The sequence below is a fragment of the Desulfococcus sp. genome (assembly GCF_050178255.1).
In the GTDB taxonomy this organism is placed as follows: domain Bacteria; phylum Desulfobacterota; class Desulfobacteria; order Desulfobacterales; family Desulfococcaceae; genus Desulfococcus; species Desulfococcus multivorans.
The window spans coordinates 14074-35402 of the sequence record NZ_JBFXGG010000025.1 but is presented as its reverse complement, the minus strand read 5'-3'; the positions used below and the strand labels follow the sequence as shown (position 1 = coordinate 35402).

At 59.4% G+C, this 21329-nt stretch carries 20 protein-coding genes; 6 read left to right on the top strand and 14 right to left on the bottom strand.

Annotated features, from left to right (window positions below; all coding sequences use genetic code 11):
- The first annotated feature begins 180 nt into the window (after window positions 1-180).
- Window positions 181-948: a peptidoglycan editing factor PgeF gene (pgeF, locus tag AB7S84_RS07205; protein ID WP_020875837.1), complete on the top strand. Its 768-nt coding sequence runs from the start codon at window positions 181-183 to the stop codon at window positions 946-948.
- A gap of 33 nt (window positions 949-981) precedes the next feature.
- Complete coding sequence (locus tag AB7S84_RS07200; RefSeq protein ID WP_428153638.1) at window positions 982-1557, top strand: DUF2062 domain-containing protein; 576 nt, start codon at window positions 982-984, stop codon at window positions 1555-1557.
- Window positions 1558-1561: 4 nt separating this feature from the next.
- Here the strand turns inward: AB7S84_RS07200 and AB7S84_RS07195 are convergent, their stop codons facing one another.
- Both AB7S84_RS07195 and AB7S84_RS07190 read right to left on the bottom strand, forming a co-directional pair.
- Window positions 1562-2137 carry an HDIG domain-containing metalloprotein gene (locus AB7S84_RS07195; RefSeq protein WP_020875835.1) on the bottom strand — a complete coding sequence of 192 codons (576 nt, stop codon included), beginning with the start codon at window positions 2135-2137 and terminating at the stop codon, window positions 1562-1564.
- A gap of 94 nt (window positions 2138-2231) precedes the next feature.
- Window positions 2232-3416: an MFS transporter gene (locus tag AB7S84_RS07190; RefSeq protein WP_020875834.1), complete on the bottom strand. Its 1185-nt coding sequence runs from the start codon at window positions 3414-3416 to the stop codon at window positions 2232-2234.
- 223 nt (window positions 3417-3639) lie between these two features.
- Here AB7S84_RS07190 and AB7S84_RS07185 point away from each other — a divergent pair, with 223 nt between their 5' ends.
- Together AB7S84_RS07185 and AB7S84_RS07180 are read left to right on the top strand one after the other, a co-directional pair.
- Window positions 3640-4866, top strand: a complete 1227-nt coding sequence (locus AB7S84_RS07185; protein WP_020875833.1) for an inorganic phosphate transporter — start codon at window positions 3640-3642, stop codon at window positions 4864-4866.
- A gap of 26 nt (window positions 4867-4892) precedes the next feature.
- Window positions 4893-5561: a TIGR00153 family protein gene (locus AB7S84_RS07180; RefSeq protein WP_020875832.1), complete on the top strand. Its 669-nt coding sequence runs from the start codon at window positions 4893-4895 to the stop codon at window positions 5559-5561.
- A gap of 76 nt (window positions 5562-5637) precedes the next feature.
- On the opposite strand, the gene AB7S84_RS07175 is transcribed toward AB7S84_RS07180, so the two are convergent.
- Window positions 5638-6306 carry an amino acid ABC transporter permease gene (locus tag AB7S84_RS07175; protein ID WP_020875831.1) on the bottom strand — a complete coding sequence of 223 codons (669 nt, stop codon included), beginning with the start codon at window positions 6304-6306 and terminating at the stop codon, window positions 5638-5640.
- 12 nt (window positions 6307-6318) lie between these two features.
- The gene (locus tag AB7S84_RS07170) at window positions 6319-6987 is read right to left on the bottom strand and encodes an amino acid ABC transporter permease (protein WP_020875830.1); all 669 of its coding nucleotides are present in this window, start codon (window positions 6985-6987) and stop codon (window positions 6319-6321) included.
- Between the two features lie 284 nt (window positions 6988-7271).
- On the opposite strand from AB7S84_RS07170, the gene AB7S84_RS07165 reads away from it, so the two are divergent.
- A complete protein-coding gene (locus AB7S84_RS07165; protein WP_020875829.1) occupies window positions 7272-8108 on the top strand; it encodes a MaoC/PaaZ C-terminal domain-containing protein in 837 nt (278 codons plus the stop codon).
- A gap of 166 nt (window positions 8109-8274) precedes the next feature.
- Here AB7S84_RS07165 and AB7S84_RS07160 read toward each other — a convergent pair whose 3' ends face one another.
- From AB7S84_RS07160 to glnD, 10 genes are all read right to left on the bottom strand, one after another.
- Entirely contained in the window at window positions 8275-9501 is a 1227-nt protein-coding gene (locus tag AB7S84_RS07160) for an OmpP1/FadL family transporter (protein WP_428153632.1), read from the bottom strand.
- Window positions 9502-9765: 264 nt separating this feature from the next.
- Window positions 9766-11598 (bottom strand): DNA mismatch repair endonuclease MutL, encoded by a 1833-nt coding sequence (gene mutL, locus AB7S84_RS07155; protein ID WP_020875827.1) that lies wholly within the window; start codon window positions 11596-11598, stop codon window positions 9766-9768.
- A 3-nt stretch (window positions 11599-11601) separates the two neighbouring features.
- Complete coding sequence (locus tag AB7S84_RS07150; protein WP_020875826.1) at window positions 11602-11790, bottom strand: hypothetical protein; 189 nt, start codon at window positions 11788-11790, stop codon at window positions 11602-11604.
- 32 nt (window positions 11791-11822) lie between these two features.
- Window positions 11823-13286: an Asp-tRNA(Asn)/Glu-tRNA(Gln) amidotransferase subunit GatA gene (gene gatA, locus AB7S84_RS07145; protein ID WP_020875825.1), complete on the bottom strand. Its 1464-nt coding sequence runs from the start codon at window positions 13284-13286 to the stop codon at window positions 11823-11825.
- A gap of 11 nt (window positions 13287-13297) precedes the next feature.
- Window positions 13298-13585: an Asp-tRNA(Asn)/Glu-tRNA(Gln) amidotransferase subunit GatC gene (gene gatC / locus AB7S84_RS07140; RefSeq protein ID WP_020875824.1), complete on the bottom strand. Its 288-nt coding sequence runs from the start codon at window positions 13583-13585 to the stop codon at window positions 13298-13300.
- 75 nt (window positions 13586-13660) lie between these two features.
- On the bottom strand, window positions 13661-14428 hold the full coding sequence (locus AB7S84_RS07135; protein ID WP_020875823.1) for an SPOR domain-containing protein: 768 nt from the start codon (window positions 14426-14428) through the stop codon (window positions 13661-13663).
- A 13-nt stretch (window positions 14429-14441) separates the two neighbouring features.
- Window positions 14442-16106: an arginine--tRNA ligase gene (gene argS, locus AB7S84_RS07130; RefSeq protein WP_040414740.1), complete on the bottom strand. Its 1665-nt coding sequence runs from the start codon at window positions 16104-16106 to the stop codon at window positions 14442-14444.
- A gap of 305 nt (window positions 16107-16411) precedes the next feature.
- Window positions 16412-16750, bottom strand: coding sequence for a P-II family nitrogen regulator (locus AB7S84_RS07125; RefSeq protein ID WP_020875821.1), 339 nt, complete (start codon window positions 16748-16750; stop codon window positions 16412-16414).
- Between the two features lie 23 nt (window positions 16751-16773).
- Window positions 16774-18069: an ammonium transporter gene (locus AB7S84_RS07120; RefSeq protein WP_040414737.1), complete on the bottom strand. Its 1296-nt coding sequence runs from the start codon at window positions 18067-18069 to the stop codon at window positions 16774-16776.
- A 119-nt stretch (window positions 18070-18188) separates the two neighbouring features.
- Entirely contained in the window at window positions 18189-20903 is a 2715-nt protein-coding gene (gene glnD / locus AB7S84_RS07115) for a [protein-PII] uridylyltransferase (protein WP_020875819.1), read from the bottom strand.
- Between the two features lie 120 nt (window positions 20904-21023).
- On the opposite strand from glnD, the gene AB7S84_RS07110 reads away from it, so the two are divergent.
- Window positions 21024-21257, top strand: coding sequence for a hypothetical protein (locus tag AB7S84_RS07110; protein ID WP_159449723.1), 234 nt, complete (start codon window positions 21024-21026; stop codon window positions 21255-21257).
- Window positions 21258-21329: the final 72 nt, after the last annotated feature.

Below are 21329 nucleotides of genomic sequence, written 5' to 3'. Positions count from 1 at the left end.
TTGATGATAGGAAAAAATAGTCGACATATCGGTTCCCGTCAAGCGTTGTCGTTCCCATTTTCCAGATTTCGCATCTTTTGTGCAGTATCTCTTTCTATTCAACCCGTTAACAATTGACACTTTCGCCGTCTTTCTTTATAGTTCCGAAGTTCAAATCCGTGACAACGCAAGGATATTCCAATGATTTCAAGAAGGGAGAACGGGGTCCCGTTTTTCGAATTCCCCAATCTGGCCAGTCTTCCCGGCATCCGCCACGGCGTCTTCACCCGGAAGGGCGGCGCCAGCCTGGGGCCTTATGCCGCCCTGAACGTCGGGCAAAGCCTGGGAGACCGGCCGGAAGCCGTGGCGTCCAATCGGGAGCGTGTCTCCCGATGCCTGGGAAACCTTCGACTGGCTTTCATCCGGCAGGTTCACGGCACCGACGTGGTGGTGCTGAAAAACGGCGCACCGGAGGTTGCCGATCCCGACACCCTTCCTGCGGCCGACGCCATGGTGACCGACATTCCCCGAACGGGCCTGGTAATCCAGACGGCCGACTGCCAGGCCGTCATGCTGTACGATCCCAGGCAGCGGGTGGCGGCCAACGTCCATTCCGGCTGGCGGGGCAGCATTCGGAACATCATCGGCAAGACCGTCGGCGCCATGACATCCCGTTTCAGGTGCGATCCCCGGGATATCCGGGCGGGCATCGGTCCGTCTCTGGGTCCGTGCTGCGCGGAATTCATCCATTACCGAAACGAAATACCCAGGGAATTCTGGAAATACAAAGGAGAAAACCGCCATTTCGATTTCTGGTCAGCAAGCCGGGATCAGCTCTTGAACGCCGGTGTCCCGGAGGAACATATTTTCACAAGCCGCCTCTGCACCCGATGCCGGACCGATCTCTTCTTCTCCTACCGCGGCGAGCACGCCACCGGACGGCTGGCGATGGTGATCGGGCTCGGGTAATGCCGTTCCACAGGAAGGTCAACCGAAATCACCATGGCATCGAAAGAAAAATTTCCCACCCACGGCCTTTCCGGACGGATCATCCCGGCGCTTAAGAAAGCCTACGATCGCTTTGTGAAAATCCGGGGAAACCCCAAAGAGATCGCTTTGGGATTCGCCCTGGGCCTGTTCGTCGGCATGACGCCTTACATGGGGCTCCACATGGCGATCGCCGTGTTTCTGGCCGCCCTTTTCAAATGGAACAAAATCGCGGCCGCCACGGGCGCCTGGATCAGCAACCCGCTGACGGCGCCCTTCATCTATGCGGCCACCTTCTACGTGGGGAACAGGATTCTCAGCATCGACAACCCCTGCTGTCTTCCCGGCGCATTGAACCTGGACGTCATCCTCCAGTTGGTTAAAAACGCCCCGGCCATATTCTGGATCCTGACCGTCGGCGGGATCGTTCTGGGCGTTCCCGTCGCGCTTATAGGGTATTACATGGCCTTGTCGATGATCCTGAAATATCGGGAGGGCATCCGGGAAAAGCTCATCAAGGAGAAGGAAAAGCTCAGCCACGCCCGGGAGAAGCTCAAGGAAAAGATCACCCATCCCAGGCGACGCCCCTGACGGATCACGCCGGAATCTCTCCCCTCAGGCCAATGGCGTCGGCCACCTCGCGCATTCCCATGATGGTGTCGGTGATGAGTTCGCCCAGTTCGACACCCAGCATCCCGGCGCCCTTTTCAATGATGGTCCGGTCGACACCCGCGGCGAACCGCTTGTCCTTCCATTTTTTTTTGACGGATTTGACCGTCAGATCCATGACGCTCCGGCTGGGCCGGACCAGGGCGGATGTGGTCACAAGGCCGGTGAGCTCGTCGACGGCAAAGAGCGTCTTCTCCATCTCCGACTCGGGCTTCACGTCCGAACAGATTCCCCATCCATGGCTGACCACGGCCCGGACATACTCCTCGGGCCAGTTCTCGGCCCGAAGGATCTCCTCGGTTTTCGCGCAGTGGCGGTCGGGATACTTTTCGTAATCCAGATCGTGAACAAGCCCGACAATGCCCCATTTCTCCTCGTCCTCGCCCCGCTTGCGGGCCATGTAGCGCATGACGCCCTCCACGGCCAGGGCGTGCTTGATGAGGCTTTCCGTTTCATTGTATCGGGTCAGCAGCTGAAACGCCGCTTCTCGGGTGGGTCTCATATCCGTAATCTCCTTTTTTCGTTCACCCCCGCCCGCGGCAGACGGCGGGCGGCGTTCGGGTTATCGTTAAGGCATCCTCGGGACACCCGCCGCGTCAATCGGAGACCTCTCTTTTCTTTCGCTCCAGGGTGCGGACGAAAAAGACCACCGTTCCCAGGGCCATCACCCCCCCGGAGGAAGTGAAGACATAGCGCATCTCCACAAGATCCATCATGATGCCCGCCAACAGGCTGCCAAGCATCATGCCCAGGCTGTGGGCCACGGTGACCAGGGACATCATCGCGCCCATACCCCGGATCCGGGCACCCTTCTGAACGGTGACGGCCATGAGGGGCGCCATGCCCATGCTGCCCCCGATGCCGAAGACGACGCTGGCCGTCAACAGGTCCCAAAATCCCCACGACCACTGGAACAATACCATGGAATAGGCAACGATCCCTCCGCCGAGAAGAATCATGAGGCGCTTGTTCCACCGGTCTGCGATAATGCCCATGGGGGTCTGGAGAATGCCGCTGGTAAAGATCCCCAGCATGACCAGGATGCCGATGGACGAACTGGAGAGGGAAAATTCGGCGTCGGCAAAGACGGGCAAAAATCCCCATATGGCCCCGATGCAAGCGGTGTAGGCCATCCGGAACACGAAAATGGCCTCGACATAAGGGTCCTTCAGGAGTGTTCTGAAGGCCACGGGGGCTTCCCTGCGGACGATCACCTGTTCGGTGGCGGCCGGGGGCAGCATCAGGAGGCTCAGGAAAAAGCCGATGAAGGAGAGGACGCCCATGCTGACAAAGGCGGCGTCCAGGCTGAAATGGTCGTTCAGAAGGCCGCCCAGGAAGGGCCCCAGGCTCAAACCGATGAAGGTCGACATGTTGAAGAGCCCCATGGTGAAGCCTTCCCGGTTTTCAGGAGTGATATCTCCGACATAGGCCTGAGTCGCCGGCATGATCATGGCCGATGCGATGCCCTGAACGAAACGAATGGCGATCAGCAGCTCCACATTGGCCGCCGCAATGAAGGCAAAGGAAATCAGACCGTAACAGAAAAGGCCCGAGACGATAAGGGGTTTCCGGCCGCATCGGTCCGATCGCCGCCCGAAAAACGGCAGGAAAAAGGTCCGCGACAGGGAGAACGACGCAAACAGCAGGCCGATATAGATGCCCTTGGCGCCCAGATCATGTGCGTAGACGGGAAGAAGGGGAACCACGATGCCCACACCGGTAACCGCTGTGAAAATCGAGAAAAAAAGGATCCCGAAAATTTTTTTGTCCAATCGTTTCATGGTATATCGCCTTCACGGTTGACTCGGGCATCCATAACAGACCCGGCACCTTTCTTCAAAGGAATATTCGCAACCGCCCGAATGCTCGGGGTGGGGCAGCAGAATCCGTCTTGCCGGTCCCTTTCGCTGAAAACCTTACGGAATCTCCTCAAAAAATCTATTGACGTATGCCGCGGCAGGCATTATCACCGTTGGCGACTGTAACCCCATAAAAAGGAAAATCGTGGCTGCGGAATACTTTGTCCTGATTATCGGATATGTTTTCGGTTTTTACATGTCATGGAACATCGGCGCCAACGACGTGGCGAACTCCATGGCCTCCGCCGTGGGGGCCAAGGCAATCACCATACGGCAGGCGATTTTCATCGCCGGCATCCTGAACATCGTCGGCGCCGTCTTTATCGGCTCCCACGTCACCGACACCATCCGAAAGGGAATCGTCTCCACGGACATTCTCACCGATCCGCATATGGCCCTGATCGGTGCACTGGCGGCCCTCCTGGCATCGTCCCTGTGGGTCTCCTTTGCCACATGGAAATCCCTTCCGGTCTCCACCACCCACTCCATCGTCGGCGCCATGGTCGGCTTCGGCATCATGGCCGGCGGTTTTTCGGTCGTCAATTGGGGAAAACTGGGAAGCGTCGTCCTGAGCTGGGTGGTTTCTCCCATATTCAGCCTGATCATCGCCTACGTTATGTTCAAAATCATCGTCCGGCTGATTCTGGTCCGGAAGGCGGCCTTCATTCACGGCATGCGCCTCTCCCCCATTTTTATCGGATTGGCCGGCTTCGTGGTGGTGCTCTCGTTCCTGTTCAAGACCCCCCTGGGCAATACCCTCGCCCTCAGCGACGCGACGGCCGTTTTGACCGCCGCTTTTCTGGCCGCTGTCATGGGTTTTTCAGGGAAATGGCTTCTCGGCCGCATCCTCAGGAATGAAGCCGACGGCGACGTCGAGGAAATTTTTCGCAGAATCCAGATCGGGACGTCATGTTACGTGGCCCTGGCCCAGGGCGCCAACGACGTGGCCAACGCCATCGGTCCCCTGGCGGTCATCTATTTCCTCGTCAAGACCGGCGGCGTCGCCCCTACGATCCCTGTCCCCGTGTTTCTCCTGATGTTCGGCGGCGTCGGCATCGCCTGCGGCATCGGCATGGCCGGTCACCGCGTGATGGACACTCTGGGCAACAAGATCACCACCCTCACCAACACCCGCGGCTTTTCGGTCGACTTCGCGGCCGCCACCACGGTTCTTGCCGCCTCCAAACTGGGGCTGCCGGTCTCCACGACCCACGCGGCGGTGGGCGGCGTCCTGGGCGTCGGCCTGGCCCACGGCTTCGAGGCGGTCAACTTCACCATCGTATTCCAGATCATGCTCTACTGGGTCCTGACGGTTCCGGCGGCGGCCCTGACCAGTATGGTCATCTTCAAGATACTCGAGTTCATCATATAGCATATAGCGACAAGGAGCCCTGAAAGATGCGTATCCCATTCTTATCCATGTTCATGACTTCCCCCTTCGACAGCCTTCAGGAGCATGCCGAAAAGGTCAAGGAGTGCGCATGGGTGTTTCAGCACGCCATTGAATGCCATATGGTCCACAACTGCAAATCCTTTGACGGCCTCAGGGATGAAGTCAAGCGCATGGAGCAGGAGGCGGATGCCATAAAGCGGCGTATCCGGGGCCATATTCCCGTCGGCTCACTCATGGCCGTCCCCAAATTCCAGCTCTTCAGGTACCTGCGGGAGCAGGACAGCGTTCTCGACGCACTGGAAGACACCCTCGACTGGATATCCTACCGTGAAGAGCCGGGGATTCCCGAACAGTTCCAGAAGGAGTTCTTTCTCCTCATCGACTCGGTCATCGATCCGGTGGAGGAGTTGAGCCGAATGGTGGCCGAGGCCCGCAAGTACTTCAGGGGCTACTCGGACAAACAGCGGAAGGTGGTCAAGGAGATCATCCGGAACATCCGGAAGCAGGAGCACGAGGCCGACCGGGCCGAGGATATCGTCAAAAAAAAGGTCTTCACCGCCGAGACGGATCCGGTCACCGTTTTCCACATGATCCGACTGGCGGAAACCCTTGGGCACATCGCCGACCATGCGGAAAACGCCGGCGACATGATGCGGGCGATGATCGCCCGTTAACGTCTGTCCCCGGCGGTGCGTGGGCCGTCCAGGACCCGATCCGGCACGTCGTGTTTCGGGAGGATGGAAGTGCCGCCTACAGGGTTGTATCCCGGATGGTGAGACGCCGTTCGAACCATCGCGACAGTTGGATCAGGGGATAACAGACGCAGAAATACAGGATGCCGACAAGTCCGAAAACCATGAGCCCCTCGGGGACCCGCTGCACTGTCAGCCACCCTACCCGGGTAACGTCCATAAGTCCGATGACGGAGACGATGGAGGAGTTCTTGATGAGAAGGACGTATTGGCCGACCAGAGGGGGGAGGATGCTTCCCAGGGCCTGGGGAAGGATAACCAGCCGCATCTGTTGAAGCCAGTTGAAGCCCGAGGCCCTGGCGGCTTCCCACTGGCCCCTGGGGACGGATTCGATGCCGCCGGCAACGATCTCACAGATATGGGCACCGGCATAAAGGGTGAGGCTTGCCACTGCGGCGCCGAAGGCCTCCAACGGCAGTCCCCACTCGGGTAAAATAAAAAAAAAGATAAAAATTTGAATCAGATAAGGTGTCCCACGCACCACATCGACATAGATTGTAATGAGACCTCTGAGTACCTTGACGTCCCGGGTCCGGAGAATCCCCGTCACAAGCCCCATCAAGGTTCCGCCGATCAGGCTCAATCCCGAGATTTGGACAGTAACCCAGATCCCGTTCAAAAAGGACGGCAGGCTCACGATGAGCCGTTCGAAATAGAAGGTCCACATATCATCCCCTCTTTACAGGGCTTTCTGGGCCGCCAGACGATGCCGCCACCAACCCGAAAAAGATTTCAGTATGTAATAGAGCAGAAGGTAGCAGGCCGCCGTCGTGAAAAATCCCTCCGCCGGCATGAAACGCTCCGAGGCCATGATCTGCCCCGCCCGCGTCAGTTCGAATACCGATATCAATGACAGCAGTGCACTGTCTTTGACCAGAACGACGGCCTGACCCAGAAGCGGGGGAATCGTCTCTCCGATGGCCTGAGGCAGGATGATATACCGCATTCGCTGAAATAAATTGAGACCGCATGCGATGCTCGCATCCACCTGTCCCGGGTGAACGGAGAGAATGCCCGCCCGGATGATCTCCGCGATGTACGCTCCGCTGTTGAGGGAGAGGACCATGATACCGATATGCTGTTCGGTGAGCCGGAGGCCCAGGCTGGGCAGCCCGAAATAGAAAAAATAGAGCTGGACCAGAAGGGGGGTCGACCGGACGACATCAATATAGGCCGCGGCCGGCGCCGACAGGAGCCGAACCCTGGAGAGGCGGCAGATGCAGGCCGGAACGCCTATCATGAACGCCCCCGACATGGCCATGGCCGAGATCCACAGGGTCGCCCGCAATCCCTGCAAAAACAGGGGCAAATAGTCGGTGATGACTCGAAAATTGAAGGTCGATAGCATGGCGCCTTGTATCATACCTGTGAAAGCAGGGGGCGGCACTGAAACGCACCGCTGAATGGGGGCGGGCCGTATCCTCCCGGCACCGCTGTCCGGTTACCATCATGAAAGTCGAAAGTTGAATTGAAAAATTGAAACTCCGAGGTGCTATCTCTATATCGCCCTGCTCCGGGAATTGTCAAGGATACCGATAATTCGGGTTGAAATCCCCCGATGGAAGGCATAATAATCCGGGGAGCATGATGTGTCCCGCGCCGCGTGAACCCTTCCGAGAAAGGAGAACCCTCATGGCCCTCGATGCGACCGCCGTTGGAAAGCCGCTGGGACCGTATGTCAAGGAATACGGTTGGAAAGACGTCGTCCTGTATGCCCTGGGCGTCGGGGCGGGATTTTCCGAGTTGGAATACTGTTATGAAAAAAACCTGAAGGTGATCCCAACCTTCGCCGTCGCGGCCGTCTTTGATGTCTTCTTTGACGCCGCGGCGGCATCGGGGGCCAATCTGGCGGGGATTCTCCATGGGGAGCAGGAACTCGTTTTTCACCGCCCCATCCCCGTCTCAGGGACCCTGACCACCGAAGCCCGGATCACCGGGTACTACGACAAAGGTGCGGAAACGGGAGCGCTGATAACGGCTGAGAGTCGGACGCGCCTTTCAGGAGCGCCGCTCTTCACGAGCGTCTTCACGCTCTTCTCGCGCCTCGACGGCGGGTTCGGCGGACCGGCGGCCCCAAAGCAGCATCCCGTCTTTCCCGACAGGTCGCCGGATGGGGTGATCGACGATCGTCCCGATCCGAATCAACCCTTGTTATACCGGCTCTCGGGGGATCTCTTCGCACTCCACGCGGACCCTGAATTCGCCCGTGACTCGGGGTTTGAAAGACCGATCATGCACGGACTCTGCACCCTCGGATACGCCTGCCGGGCACTCCTGAAGCACCTCACGCCGGGCGAGCCCGAAAGGGTCCGCCGGATCGCCTGCCGCTTCGCCAGGCCCCTCTATCCCGGAACGCCTATCCGCACCCTGGTCTGGAAGACCGGTCCGGGCACGGTCCTATGGGAAACCGTTCCTGCCGACGGCGGCGAGGCGGTCATCACCAGCGGGATCTTCGAGTATGCCGCTTGACGCCGGCGTCCGCGTTCATCTCAGGTAAACCGCGACGACAGCCCCGCCGCGTCACGGGGCGGGGCTGTCGTTCACATCGGGGTCCCTTTCATCCAGGCCCGGCATTCAACCGGATTGCGTATCGCTGAAGCCTGCGGGGGCGCCGTCATGAAGATCGAAGGCTGCGCTAAAAGGTGTAGGTGAATCCCGTAGTCAGGAGAAACGCGGCGGCATCATCGAAGGTGCCGTCGATGTCCTCGTTCGTGACGGTGCGCTCTTCCTTGTAGTCGTAAAGAAAGCCGACGCCGATCTCCATGTTGGGGTTGAGGGTGAACCGTGCCCCCAGGGAATAGAGCCACGCATCGGAATCCGGCAGCTCGAATCCCAGGGTGTCGTCAGGTGCCGGATTCTCGTCATAGGCAAATCCGGCCATGAGGGCCACGACGTTCGTCATCTGGTAGGTCAGACCGATCCTGAAGGCGTCGGTATCGTCCCAGTCCTTGGGGATGGGCTGATCGAAGGCGGCCAATACCGGATTCATCAGCGGCGTATCATAATTGAAGTCCAGGGTTTCGTACTCTGACCAGAAGGTCCGGTCCCACTGGAGTTCGACGGTGAGTTTATCAAAGGTGTAGGCGCCTGCGATGGTCAAAACAGCCGGAGCGGGCACCGTCACCTCGGCGTCCGTTTTTACGGTCGTCTGAAACAGGTTCGTACCGAGGACGGCGTCCCCCTCGAAGTCCAGATCCACGTTGGACCGGTAGGTCACCGCTATGTTGGAGTTGGAATTCGGCCTCACCGAGAGCGCCAGATTGTAGCCCCATTCGGTGGTGTCGCCCTCCAGGTCTCTTGTCGCCGTGAGGCCCGTGGGCGTAACGACCCCGCTGCTCTTGACCGATGCGTCATTGTAAAGGAAGCGGACCCCGCCGGCGATGGAGATGTAGTCATTGAACCGATAGGCCGCCGTCGGGTTGAACTCGATGACCTTCAACTCGAATTCCTCGGCAAAGGTTTTCGGAAACGGGTCTTCCCAGCATTTGGCGAGGCCGTAAGGCTCCGTGATGGAAAATCCGAACCGGAACCCGTTGTAGTCCGGCGACACGATGAACAGGGTGGGGAGCAAAAAGTTCTCCTTGTCCGAGTCGCCGTCAAAACGCGACGATCGTGCGTCCCGATATTCGATGGCCGTCAGGTGGAGATAGGTGAGGTCGATTTCGCCCTGCCAGGCGTCTGCGGCCCAGGCCATGTTCGCCGGATTGTAGTAGGTACTGTCGGCCTTGACGGCGGCCGCCGTATGGGCCCCCGCCTTGGCCGTGGCATCGGCGGATTGTTCGGGTATGCGGTAGGCCGAGGCAAACGCGGTGCCCTCAAGGAACAGCGACAACAGAATGACTGCGAATAGTCTCTTCTTCATCTGATTCTCCCCCTTCTCTTTCTCCGATGGTTTTCTTCCCCATGGTAACCGGTCGTGTCCTGAGAGCAGCGTCTCGTCGCCCTTGCCGCCGTCCCTTTTTTGGCAGAGAGATGACCGATCGTACAGATGCCGAAACCTATAAAGCGAGCGTTCGTTTTTTACCACGGCCAAAAATTGTTTTGCAAGAAAATTCTCTGTACTTTCATATTTTTATTGATTGCCGAACAGGGCTTGCGAATCGTCCCGAAGTCCGGCGCCGTGGCATCAGACAACGCGATGGAAGGCTTTTTCCAGGAACCGCGCCGGCCACTGGATCCAGGTAGGCCGGCCGTGAGGGCAGTGAGAGGGGTTTTCGCAGGCATCCAGCTGGGTGAGGAGATGCCGAATCTCGGGATTCGAGAGCTTGCGGTTGGCCCGAATGGCGCCGTGGCATGCCATCACCATCAGGCTTTCCTCCACAATCCGGTCCATCCCGGTCGCGACGCCCACCTCCGCCGTCTTTTCCAGAATTTCGACGATCATGGGCGTGACCGGTCGCCCTGACAGGAATGGCGGAAGGGATTTCACGGCGAAGGTGTTTCCGCCGAAGGGTTCGATCTCCATGCCCACCGCATCGAAGGACGGAACCAGACTTCGCAGGATATCGGCCTCCCGGTAATTGAGGTCGACGGTTTCGGGAATCAACAGGCGTTGGGAGATCCGGCGAATGTCGGCCGCCCGCAGAGTGAGCTGTTCATAGTAGATCCGCTCATGGGCGGCATGCTGATCGATGAGGATCAGGTCGCTTCCCGTCTCACAGATGATATAGGTATCCCTGAACTGGCCGATGACGGCGAGATCGGCGAAAAAACGCTTCTCCCACACGGGCGCCTGCACCGGCGGCGAGATGTTCCGGAGGGGTTGTTCCACCTTCTCGCCGCCGTCCGGGGAGGCCGCTGAAACGGGGTAGCCGGCAACATCTTCCGCCGTTCGCGGCGGCCCGGACATCTCAAGCGACGCCGCTCGGACATCCGCCGGAGCGCCAAACCCGGATGCGCCCCCTGTCTGAAAAAACGGAGGGGCTTCACGAGGCGCGGCGGCTTCGGGAGAAGACATCTTCCCGGATCGCCCCGCCGATGCCAGGGCACTGGAGACGGCCGTCTCGACAAGGCGGTGAATCTGTTGTGGATCCGAAAAGCGGACCTCGCTTTTGGCGGGGTGGACGTTGACGTCCACCCGGTCCGGCGGCACGGAGACGAACAGGACCGCCACGGGAAATCGTCCCTTCATGATCCGACCGCGATATCCCGAAAACAGGGCGTTCTGGATCACCCGGTCCCGGATGCAGCGGCCGTTGACGTAGAGATAGATGCCGCGGGAGGTCGATCGGGTGACGCCGGAGGATGCGATCCAGCCGGTCACGGAGACCTCGTCCGCCGAACGATCCACACGGAGAAGGTCCCCGTCGATGGTGCGGCCGATAACGTCCGCCGCCCGCTCGGCGGAATCCGCGGCGACCGGCCAGGATTTCACCTCTCGCCCGTCGTGCCGGAGGGTGACGGCGACCTGCGGCCACCCCACGGCTATGTTGGAAACCACCTCGCTGATATGGCTCATTTCCGTGGCCACGGTCTTCAGGAACTTTCGCCGGGCGGGGGTGTTGAAAAACAGATCCCGCACGGCGACGAGGGTGCCGACGGGAGCCCCGATCTCCGTAACCTTCCCAAGGGTTCCACCCGACATCTCGATCCGCACGCCGGTGTCCCGGCTCCGATGACGGGTTTCCATGGCGAGGCGGGACACGGAGGCGATGCTGGGCAGAGCCTCTCCCCGAAAGCCCAGGGTGCCGATGGCGAAAAGGTCCCCATCATCGTATATTTTGCTGGTCGCATAGCGCTCGATGGAAAGCAGCGCGTCGTCGGGGGTCATACCGGTGCCGTTGTCCGCCACCTGAATGAGCGCGCGGCCGCCCTTCTCCACCGATACGACGATGCGGGTGCCGCCGGCATCCAGAGCGTTTTCCATGAGTTCCTTGACCACGGAGGCCGGGCGCTCCACCACTTCACCCGCGGCGATCTTGTTGGAGAGGGTCTCCGGAAGAACCTTGATCGTCGTCACGTCTTATAAATCCGATAATTTCTTTTCCCGTATAAAGCGGTCCAGAAATTCCGCGTCCAGCGGCGACAGGTCAAACCGGGCACAGGCTTCCCGGATCAGCAGGCCGATGTCTTTATCCGGATTGAATTTTCGTTCCGCTGCGATCCACTTCACCGCTTTTCGCAGATCCTCTCCCTGGGGCTGAATGCTCATGATGATTCTCCTTGCGGCCGCGTTCGGACCACTTAAGGCAACACCGGTTTTTTGAGATGAACCGTCGTTGCCTGCTCAAAGGCATACCCGACCTTGAGAAGGGTCTCCTCGTCGAAATGATTGCCCATGAGCTGCAGGCCGATGGGCAACCCTTCGGCGGAAAACCCGCACGGAACCGACATCCCCGGAATGCCGGCCAGGTTCGCCGAGAGGGTGAAGATATCCGAAAGGTACATGGTGAGCGGATCGTCCACCTTCTCCCCGATGGGAAACGCCGGCGTCGGGGCGACCGGCGAAAGGATGACGTCGCAGACATCGAAGGCCTTCCTGAAATCCGTCACGATCAGGGTCCGCACCTGGGATGCTTTTCCATAATATGCATCGTAATATCCGGCCGACAACGCATAGGTCCCCAGAATGATCCGCCGTTGAACCTCGGGCCCGAACCCTCGGGATCGGGTGCCCCGGTACATCTCCAGCAAATCCCCGGGCTCCCGGTCCCGAAAACCGTATTTCACCCCGTCGTATCGAGCCAGGTTGGAAGATGCCTCGGACGGCGCGATGAGATAGTAGGCCGCCACGGCATATTCGGCGTGGGGCAGGGAGATCTCGACGCATCGAGCCCCCATGCCCTCCAGAACCTCGACGGCGCTCCGGACGGCCGACGAGACCTCGGGCGACAGCCCCTCCGCGGAATGATACTCCCTGGGCAGGCCGATCCTGATGCCCGCGATATCGGATCGAAGGGCCGCGGTATAGTCGGGCACCGGCCGGGGTACCGAGGTGGAATCCCGCCGGTCGTGTCCCGCAATGGCCGACAGGACCAGCGCACAGTCGGTCACATCCTTCGTCAGGGGGCCGATCTGGTCGAGGGATGAGGCAAAGGCCACCAGCCCGTAACGGGATACCCGGCCGTAAGTCGGTTTCAACCCTACCACGCCGCAATGAGACGCCGGCTGGCGGATCGAGCCCCCCGTGTCCGATCCCAAAGCCCCCAGGCACATGTCCGCAGCCACCGCCGCCGCCGAGCCGCCGCTGGAGCCGCCGGGAATTCGCGAGAGATCCCAAGGATTTCGGGTGATGCCCATGGCGGAGTTTTCGGTGGAGGAGCCCATGGCGAACTCGTCCATATTCACCTTCCCGATGATGACGGCGTTTTCGGCGTTCAGCGCCTCGATCACGGCTGCATCATAGGGGGGAACGAAATTTTCAAGAATTCTGGAGGCGCAGGTCGTTCGAAGCCCCCGGGTGCAGATCAGGTCCTTGACGGCCAGGGGAATGCCGGTGAGCGGCCCGATCCGGCCCTCGGCGACAGTGCGGTCCGCCGCCGCGGCCCGGGACAGGGCCGTCTCCTTCGCCACCGTTATATAGGCCCCCACCCGGGGATCGATCTCCCGGATGCGGTCCAGAACCGAGCCGGTCAATTCGACGGCGGAGATCTCCTTTCGCCGCAAAAGGTCGTGGGCTTCATGAATCGTCAGTTCATACAGCTTCATCCATAGCCTCCCTATCCCACAATCCTGGGGACGACAAAACAGCCGTCCTCTTTTTCCGGCGCATTGGCCAGGGCCGCGTCACGGTCCAGACTCCCCGTCTCCTCGTCTTCCCGAAAGGCGTTGTTCAGGGAGATGGCGTGGGACGTGGGCGCGACCCCTTCGGTGTCCACCCCGTTCAGGGAATCCATGTAAGACAGGATCGTGCCGATCTGATCCGAGAATTTTTCCACGGCATCGTCGTCCATGTCGAGACGGGCGAGCTTCGCCACATGCAGGACCTCTTCCTTGGTGATTTTCATGACTGCTCCATATCGATTGGCATCCGCCGGAACCGCATTACCCCACGCCCTTCAACACGGCTCGGAGTCGGTTGTTCATTGTTTCAGGATAAAGGCGTCCCGGAAATTGTCCGAGTTTTTGAGTCGGGTCAGGACGCCCCGGGCCGAAACGGGGTTACTGAACTGCCCGACCCTGACCCGATAGCGCACACCGATTCCCGGAATGTTTTCCGCAGTGCGGTAAACGCCGGCATATCCCTGTTTCTTGAGCATGGCCACCGTCCGATCCGCATCCGATGCCAGAACGAAGGAGGCCACTTGAACGGCAAAGCGGCCGCCCTCCTCCGGCTGCGGCATGGAAGAAACCGGAGCGGATGATTTGGGCGGCGGCGGATTTCCGGCGGGTTCGGCTTTGGCCGGTGAGACCACCTTGCTTTCGGGCCTGGCCGAAGCCCTGTACTTGGTCGACAGGGGACGCTTGATCATCGGAGGACCCGCCGGGGCGATATCCTTGGACGTCTCAGGCCGCTCGGTCCCCGCCGGTGCCCGGGACGGATTTTTCAGATCCTCGTAAAAGTCGAGGTCCATGTCGTAAAGGGCTTTGGCCTCGGCCTTCAGGCGCTCCTTCTCTTTCTGGATCTCGGCGGCGCGAAGCTCGGCCAGCTCCTTTTCAATCTGTTCCGGATCGAAATCGACCGGCGTTGCGTAGCGGCCCACGACGATCCCCAGAACGAACATCCACACGGCGACAAAGAGCATGAAGCCCCATCGGAACACCGGGCCCTTGAGCCCCTTTTCCTTGGGCGGCTTATACTCCCGGGCCGTTTTCCGGGTCAGGGGCCGGGATTTCAATCCTTTTTTCATGACGCCCGTTGCCTCACATCTTCTCCGGCGAGGATACGCCCAACAACGTCAGGCCGTTTCGAATGATCTTCCGGACCGCCATGACGAGCCGCAGGCGGGCGCAGGTCACATCGGGGTCGTCCGTGAGCACGCGATGCCGGTTGTAATAGGCATGAAACGCCGCGGCGAATTCCATCAGGAAGTAAGTGATCCGATGGGGCTCCATCAGGCGGCAGCCGGCCTCGATCACCTCGGGGTATCGATCCATGAGCTTGATCAGGCCGATCTCCTCCGGCGCGGTCAAAACGGCGGCCTTTCCGGTGTCCCGGGAAATCGCTTCGATGCCCGATTCGGCCCCTTTGGCAAGAATGCTCGATATCCTGGCGTGAACGTACTGGACGTAATAAACGGGGTTTTCGTTGCTTTTCTTTTTGGCCAACTCCAGATCAAAATCAAGTTTGCTCTCGTAATGCCGGGTCAGAAAGATGAATCGGGCGGCATCCGCTCCCACCTCGTCGACAACGTCCTTCAGGGTCACGAATTGGCCCGCGCGACTCGACATGGCCACGGGTGTTCCGCCCCGAAGCAGGTTGACGAGTTGAACGAGAATGACGTCAAACTGCTCGCGGCGCATGCCCGATGCTTCGATGGCCGCCGTCATTCTGGGGATGTAGCCGTGGTGGTCCGCCCCCCACACATCGATGACCCGAGACATTCCCCGGTCGTACTTGTCCCGGTGGTAGGCGATATCCGAGGCGAAATAGGTGGTCAGGCCGTTGGCCCGGACCACGACCCGATCCTTTTCATCGCCGTAATCGGTGGTCTTGAACCAGAGAGCCCCTTCCTTTTCATAAATGAGCCCCCGCTCCCGGAAGTCCCGGATCGTCCGGTCGACCCGTCCCGAATCATAAAGGGTCTGCTCGCTGTACCATTGATCGAACCGGACGCCGAAGGTCTCCAGATCCCGACGGATGCCGTCCAGGATGGCATCGGCGGCAAACCGGGCGCAATAGTCGACGGCGGTCGTCTCGTCGCCGTCCAGGAGGCTCTCGCCCTTGTCCGCATGAATCTGCCGCGCCAGATCGACAATGTAATCTCCCTGGTAGTACTCGTCGGGAAAGTCGACGGTTCGGCCGGCAAGCGCCTTGTAGCGAAGGAATACGGAGCGTCCGAGGGTCTGGATCTGTCGTCCCGAATCGTTGATGTAATATTCCCGCTGCACATCGTATCCGCAGAAGGAGAGAATGTTGGCCACGCTGTCGCCCACCGCGGCACCACGGCCGTGGCCGACATGAAGCGGTCCCGTCGGGTTGGCACTGACGAATTCGACCTGCACCTTCCGTCCACGGCCGAGATCGACGGCGCCATAACGGCCGTCAGCGGCGTGGACCGCATCCAACACCGGATGCCAGGCCTCCGGTCGGACAAAAAAATTGATGAACCCCGGACCTGCTATCTCGGTCCCGGAAAGAAGACCCTCGGGGTCCGAAAGATGGGCGACAATGGCTTCGGCAATCTTGCGGGGCGCCATTTTCTGGGTTGCGGCCATCACCATGGCCATGTTGGTGGAAAAATCCCCGTGAGCCGGGATCTTGGGCGATTCGGCCTCGACCGGCGGAAATTCGGCCGACGGCAGGATCCCCGCTTCATGGGCCTTCGCCGCCGACCGAAGGATCAGGCCGGTTATTTTTTCTTTCATCATGATGTGACTGTACTCAACTTTCCACGAGTTCTGATTCCCAGGCCTCCGGATCAGGCGTTCGGTAGCGCCCCTTACCCGTCGCCGCATGACGTCACGCGCTTTCCCGGGATTACAATCCGAAGAACCATCGGTTATTGATAACATGCAAACCAGATTCATAAATAGTTTTGACGCCCAAGTCAAGAAACTGTCTGATTCAGAGCGGTTTTATCACAAAACTCAAGGGCGGACACACAGGTCCGCCCCTACGTGTCCGCCCTGATCTTCCGGTGACAAAATTGAAAAACGGTATTTGAACGCGGTCAGATGGCCTCGTTGCCCTTTTCTCCGGTGCGAACCCGAATCGCCTTTTCAACCGACAATACGAATATCTTTCCGTCTCCAAGTTTTCCGGTGTAGGCGGCTTCCTGAATCTTTTCCACCACCCTGTCGACCCAAGCGGATTCCACAACGATCTCGATCTTTATTTTCGGTATAAAATCGACCACATATTCAGCTCCCCGGTAGATCTCCTTGTGCCCCTTCTGGCGGCCGTAACCCTTGACTTCCGAGATCGTCATCCCCTGAATGCCGATCTCGTTCAGCGCCTCCTTGACGTCGTCCAGTTTAAAGGGTTTGATGATCGCCTCGATCTTTTTCATGGTCGTTCCTCCTTCAGTTATATTTAAAACTCAATTTCAAAACCACGTTCACCGTGGATAGCCCCGTCAAGCCCCTTGACCTCGTCATCCTCCTCGACCCGAAGCCCACCGGTGACAACCCGGGTCACCAGCACCACAATGAAGGTGGCCAAAGCCGAAAACAGGGCCGTGGCAATAACGGAGACGAACTGGATCCATATCTGACGGGGGTTCCCGTAGAGAAGCCCGGCCGCCCCGCCCGTAATGGCCGGATTCGCGAAGATGCCCGTAGCCAAGGCGCCCCATATGCCGCACATGCCGTGGACGCCGAAAGCATCCAGGGAGTCGTCGTATCCGAGCTTGCGCTTGAGGACGGCGACGCTGTAGAAGCCGAACGCGCCGGCCACCAGACCGATTACCAGGGCGGCCTTCATGTCGACGAAACCGGCGGCGGGGGTGATGGAGACGAGGCCGGCCACCACGCCCGATGCAATGCCCAGAACCGTCGGGCGTTTGTTCACATACCATTCCGCGGCCATCCAGGCAATGGCCCCCATGGCCGCTGAGGTGTTGGTCACCAGGAAGGCTGATGCGGCCACGCCGTCGGCGGCCAGCGCGCTGCCGGCGTTGAAACCGAACCAGCCGAACCATAGCATGGCGGCCCCCAGGGCCGTCAAGGTAATGCTCGAGGGGAACATGGCATCCTTGCCGTAGCCGATCCGTTTGCCTACCATGGCGGATAAGACCAGCCCCGCGACACCGGCGTTGATGTGGACCACGTTGCCCCCCGCGAAGTCCAAAGCGCCCATGGCGTGCATCCATCCGCCGCCCCACACCCAATGACAAACCGGACTGTAGACAAAGGTGAGCCACAGAACGACGAAAACGATCCACGAAGAAAACTTCATACGATCGACGATGGAGCCCAGCACCAGAGCTACGGTGATGGCCGCGAAGGTCATCTGAAACACGACGAAAACGGTGGTGGGAATCGTTCCGGTGAGGCTTCCCACGGTAATGCCGTCAAGGAAAAGGTAGTCCAGACCGCCGATGAACTCCCCGACGTCCGGCCCGAAGGCCAGGGTGTATCCCCATAGAACCCAGACGATGCTGCTCAGGCAGTAGGCGATGAACGTCATGGCAAGCGTGTTCAACAGATTCTTGTACCGCGACATGCCGCCGTAAAACAACGCCAGACCGGCCGGTGTCATCATCATGACCAGGGCCGACGAAACGATGATCCAGGCTGTATCGCCGCTGTTCATAACATCCTGGGCGAAGGCCGACGAAAAGGGCAACACCGTCAGGACAGCCGTCAGTAAGATAAGTTTACATTTCATGCGCCATTTTTCTCCCGATTTCATTTTTCTCTCCCGTTATTAAAGTATGATTATCCATGAGGCGATGATGCTTGAACGAATGATGATGAAAATCTCCGCTTCTCATGCCCCCCGAAACCCTATGGTTCCCCGTTGTACGAAATGGGCGGCGGCCGGCATGCATCGGACGACGACGTTTCGTATGCCGATGCCGACAGGACGGACGCGATTTGGGATCGGACCCGCGCCGTCGCTTCGGCGGATGCTATCTTGCGGCCGTCGAAGTCCCTGACGTAAAAGACGTCGACGACATGATCCCCCCGGGTGGCAATCCGGGCGCTCAGGATGTCAAGGCCGCACCGAAACAAGGCCTGGGTCAGCCGATAGAGCAGCCCCGGTCCATCGCGGGTATGGACCTCGATGATGGTAAAGACGCCGGAGTCGGCATTGTCGATATGGATGCTGTCGGGCGGCGCCGCAGGCAGGGCCGCCCGCGGGGGGGACGCCCGATCCTCCAGGATTCGACCGATATCCAGATTTCCCCGAATGACGGCCAAAAGCTCCCGGGCGGCCCGAACCCAGCGCTCATCCTCGAAAAGCGGATCAGGGGGCGGCGTGACCGTAAAAACCGCAAGGACGACGTTGTTTCGCCACGTATGAATCCGGGCGTCGAGAACATCGATTCGATTCAGGGCAAGCACGCCGGCGATGTTGGAAAAAAAACCGGGAAGATCGCGGCCCAGGACCACCACCCTCCGGGTGTCGGGTACGGCCCTTCGATCGATTTTCCAGACAAAGGGTTTTTCCCCCAGCGTCCGGAAAAGCGCGACGTGTTCCCGAATCTCGAATGCGGGCGTGGCGAGGAGATACCGGGACGACATGACGCTGAAAAGAGATGCTGCATCCGATCGGTCCCGGGAGGAGGCCAAGACCGCCATGACGTCCCGAATCTTTTCCCGGGACGTATCGAAGGCGTTTACGGAAACCGATTCCCCGTCCAAAAGCCGGCGGGCCGCCTTGAGGAAGAGACTTCGGAGCAACGCCGCCGTCCAGGCGTTCCAGGCGGTTGGGCCCGTGGCCTTGAGGTCGGCAACGCTGAGAAGATAGAGCATATTCAGTCGGGGGATGTCGCCGATCAACCGGGCCAGGAAACGGGGCGTCTCTTCGCTGTCGATATCCCGCCGCATCGCGGTATGCGGGAGGCGTTGATGGTTACGGACCAGAAAAGCCACCGTATCGATCATCTCCCGGGAATATCCCAGGCGCGCCAGAGCGGAACGGGCGACGGCTTCACCGGCCTCGGCATGATGCCGATCCGGACACCCCTTGCCCATGTCGTGAAACAGCGCCGCCCAGACCAGGGGACGCCGGTCGTCTATCTCCTCCTCCAGAAGGGTGCGGCAGAGGTCCGTATCCACGGACGCCTCCAGGCTTTCACGCGTCCCCGCATCGGCGGCACCGAGCCGGGCCACGGCGACAACCGTTTCCAACAGGTGGCGATCCAGGGGATAGACGTGGCATGTGTCGTATTCAACGCGGTTCACGACGGTTTCCATCTCTGGAATCAACTGGGAGAGCATGCCGGTGGCGTGAAGCGCTCCAAGGACATCATGACCGCCGGAAACGGGCTGAATCAGCACCTTCTCCAGGGCCCGGCGCACACGGTGGGAACGAATGCGCTCTCCATCCATGAGGTGCCGGAATTCCCGGACCAGCCGCCGGGTCTCGCGGCCGAGGGGCAGGCCCAGCCGAACGCTCTCTTCGAAAACGCGAAGGAGGTTCTCCGGTTGGTTCATGATCGTTTTGACGGAACCGAAGACGAGTCCCCGTCGCCGGATTTCAATCCCGGCAACACCGACCTTGACGGCCTTTTGCCCGAGGCCGAAACGTTTCCCGGCCGATTCCGTTTCCTGGACGAACCCGAGGCAGGTCTGATGGATAAACCCCATGTTTCCGTGGAGTTCCCCCAGAAACCGCTCAACGGCATGCTGCCTCGGATCCCGTCGGTAGCCGAACCGCTCGGCCAGCTCGACCTGGTGATCCGGATGGAGTCGATCGTATTTGCGCCGGACGAGGATGTGAAGCCCGCTCCGCACCCGTAGGACAAATGCCAATGAGCGCTCCAGGTCCTGATATTCCTCATGGGAAAGGTGACCGTGATATTCCAGATCCCGGGGATGTTTCAGGCCGAACCGCACATGGGAGAGCCACAGCAGGGCATGATAATCCCGAAGCCCGCCCCGGCCTTCCTTGAGGTTCGGCGCGGACAGGCAGGCGGGATTTCCGAAAACCCGGTGCCGATCCCGGAGCCTCGCGGTGAGCCAGTCGACGATCTTGCGACCGCGACGAAAAAGGATTTTTTCCCGGAGTCGATCCGCCATTTCCGTATAAAGCGGCGACATCCCGCAGACGAAGCGAGCGTCCAAAAGCGACATGAGCACTTCAAAATCCCTGGCGGCCAGGCTCATGCAATCCTTGAGGGACCGCACGGCATGACCGATATCCAGGCCGATATCCCACAGGGGATAGATGATTTCACGGATGAGGGCTTCGGCCTTTTTGGGGAGTTCTTTTTTAAAAAGGAAGAGGATGTCCACATCGGAATGGACGCACTGTTCCCGGCGACCATACCCCCCCAGAGCGATGATGGCATAAGGGTTTTTGTCGATGCCCATGCGGGGACCGATCATGCTGTTTTCGAAGCTTTCCCTGAAATAATCATCGAGAAGCCGGGAATACGCCGCCGTAAAATCATCGGCATCCCCCGTAAAGAACCGGGAGACCATTTCCCGCCGCTTTTCCTGAAGCGTTCTCGAGGCGTCGACATATCGGTTTTCTGAAGTTGACTCCGGCATGGCTTTCCTTCGATTGTGATGGACGTTCATCCCGCCGCTTTGGTCGCCGCCGGTACAACGGATCGAAACGGCGACGGATTTTTTATTGAATCGAACTTCGCATGATGATAAGCAATCCATGTGCCACCATTGCAGAATAAGAAAAAACATGTTGAAATCAAAAACAATACAACATCTGAATATCGAATGCTGGAAGCGATTGGGGAACATACAAGTTACAAATTTGTTTGTTTGATGGAAAATAAATTACAGTTTCGTCTATCCCCCGAGCTGTCGGCACAGGGGGAAAAAGCAGTGCCGGACCGTGCCGAACAATTTTTTTTCATTGACTTTTTCCCGTATTTTAACAAATGAACAACTACACCGCCGATTTGAGGGGAGCCATGCAGGACCGGTTGAGGGCGTCGACCGGGGGAGGTGAACATC

What these genes read in the sequence shown, in the direction of transcription:
- pgeF (WP_020875837.1), top strand. Translation starts at nt 181, where the DNA reads ATGATTTCAAGAAGGGAGAACGGGGTCCCGTTTTTCGAATTCCCCAAT.
- AB7S84_RS07200 (WP_428153638.1), top strand. Translation starts at nt 982, where the DNA reads ATGGCATCGAAAGAAAAATTTCCCACCCACGGCCTTTCCGGACGGATC.
- AB7S84_RS07195 (WP_020875835.1), bottom strand. Translation starts at nt 2,137, where the DNA reads ATGAGACCCACCCGAGAAGCGGCGTTTCAGCTGCTGACCCGATACAAT.
- AB7S84_RS07190 (WP_020875834.1), bottom strand. Translation starts at nt 3,416, where the DNA reads ATGAAACGATTGGACAAAAAAATTTTCGGGATCCTTTTTTTCTCGATT.
- AB7S84_RS07180 (WP_020875832.1), top strand. Translation starts at nt 4,893, where the DNA reads ATGCGTATCCCATTCTTATCCATGTTCATGACTTCCCCCTTCGACAGC.
- AB7S84_RS07175 (WP_020875831.1), bottom strand. Translation starts at nt 6,306, where the DNA reads ATGTGGACCTTCTATTTCGAACGGCTCATCGTGAGCCTGCCGTCCTTT.
- AB7S84_RS07170 (WP_020875830.1), bottom strand. Translation starts at nt 6,987, where the DNA reads ATGCTATCGACCTTCAATTTTCGAGTCATCACCGACTATTTGCCCCTG.
- AB7S84_RS07165 (WP_020875829.1), top strand. Translation starts at nt 7,272, where the DNA reads ATGGCCCTCGATGCGACCGCCGTTGGAAAGCCGCTGGGACCGTATGTC.
- AB7S84_RS07160 (WP_428153632.1), bottom strand. Translation starts at nt 9,501, where the DNA reads ATGAAGAAGAGACTATTCGCAGTCATTCTGTTGTCGCTGTTCCTTGAG.
- AB7S84_RS07150 (WP_020875826.1), bottom strand. Translation starts at nt 11,790, where the DNA reads ATGAGCATTCAGCCCCAGGGAGAGGATCTGCGAAAAGCGGTGAAGTGG.
- gatA (WP_020875825.1), bottom strand. Translation starts at nt 13,286, where the DNA reads ATGAAGCTGTATGAACTGACGATTCATGAAGCCCACGACCTTTTGCGG.
- gatC (WP_020875824.1), bottom strand. Translation starts at nt 13,585, where the DNA reads ATGAAAATCACCAAGGAAGAGGTCCTGCATGTGGCGAAGCTCGCCCGT.
- AB7S84_RS07135 (WP_020875823.1), bottom strand. Translation starts at nt 14,428, where the DNA reads ATGAAAAAAGGATTGAAATCCCGGCCCCTGACCCGGAAAACGGCCCGG.
- argS (WP_040414740.1), bottom strand. Translation starts at nt 16,106, where the DNA reads ATGAAAGAAAAAATAACCGGCCTGATCCTTCGGTCGGCGGCGAAGGCC.
- AB7S84_RS07125 (WP_020875821.1), bottom strand. Translation starts at nt 16,750, where the DNA reads ATGAAAAAGATCGAGGCGATCATCAAACCCTTTAAACTGGACGACGTC.
- AB7S84_RS07120 (WP_040414737.1), bottom strand. Translation starts at nt 18,069, where the DNA reads ATGAAATGTAAACTTATCTTACTGACGGCTGTCCTGACGGTGTTGCCC.
- glnD (WP_020875819.1), bottom strand. Translation starts at nt 20,903, where the DNA reads ATGCCGGAGTCAACTTCAGAAAACCGATATGTCGACGCCTCGAGAACG.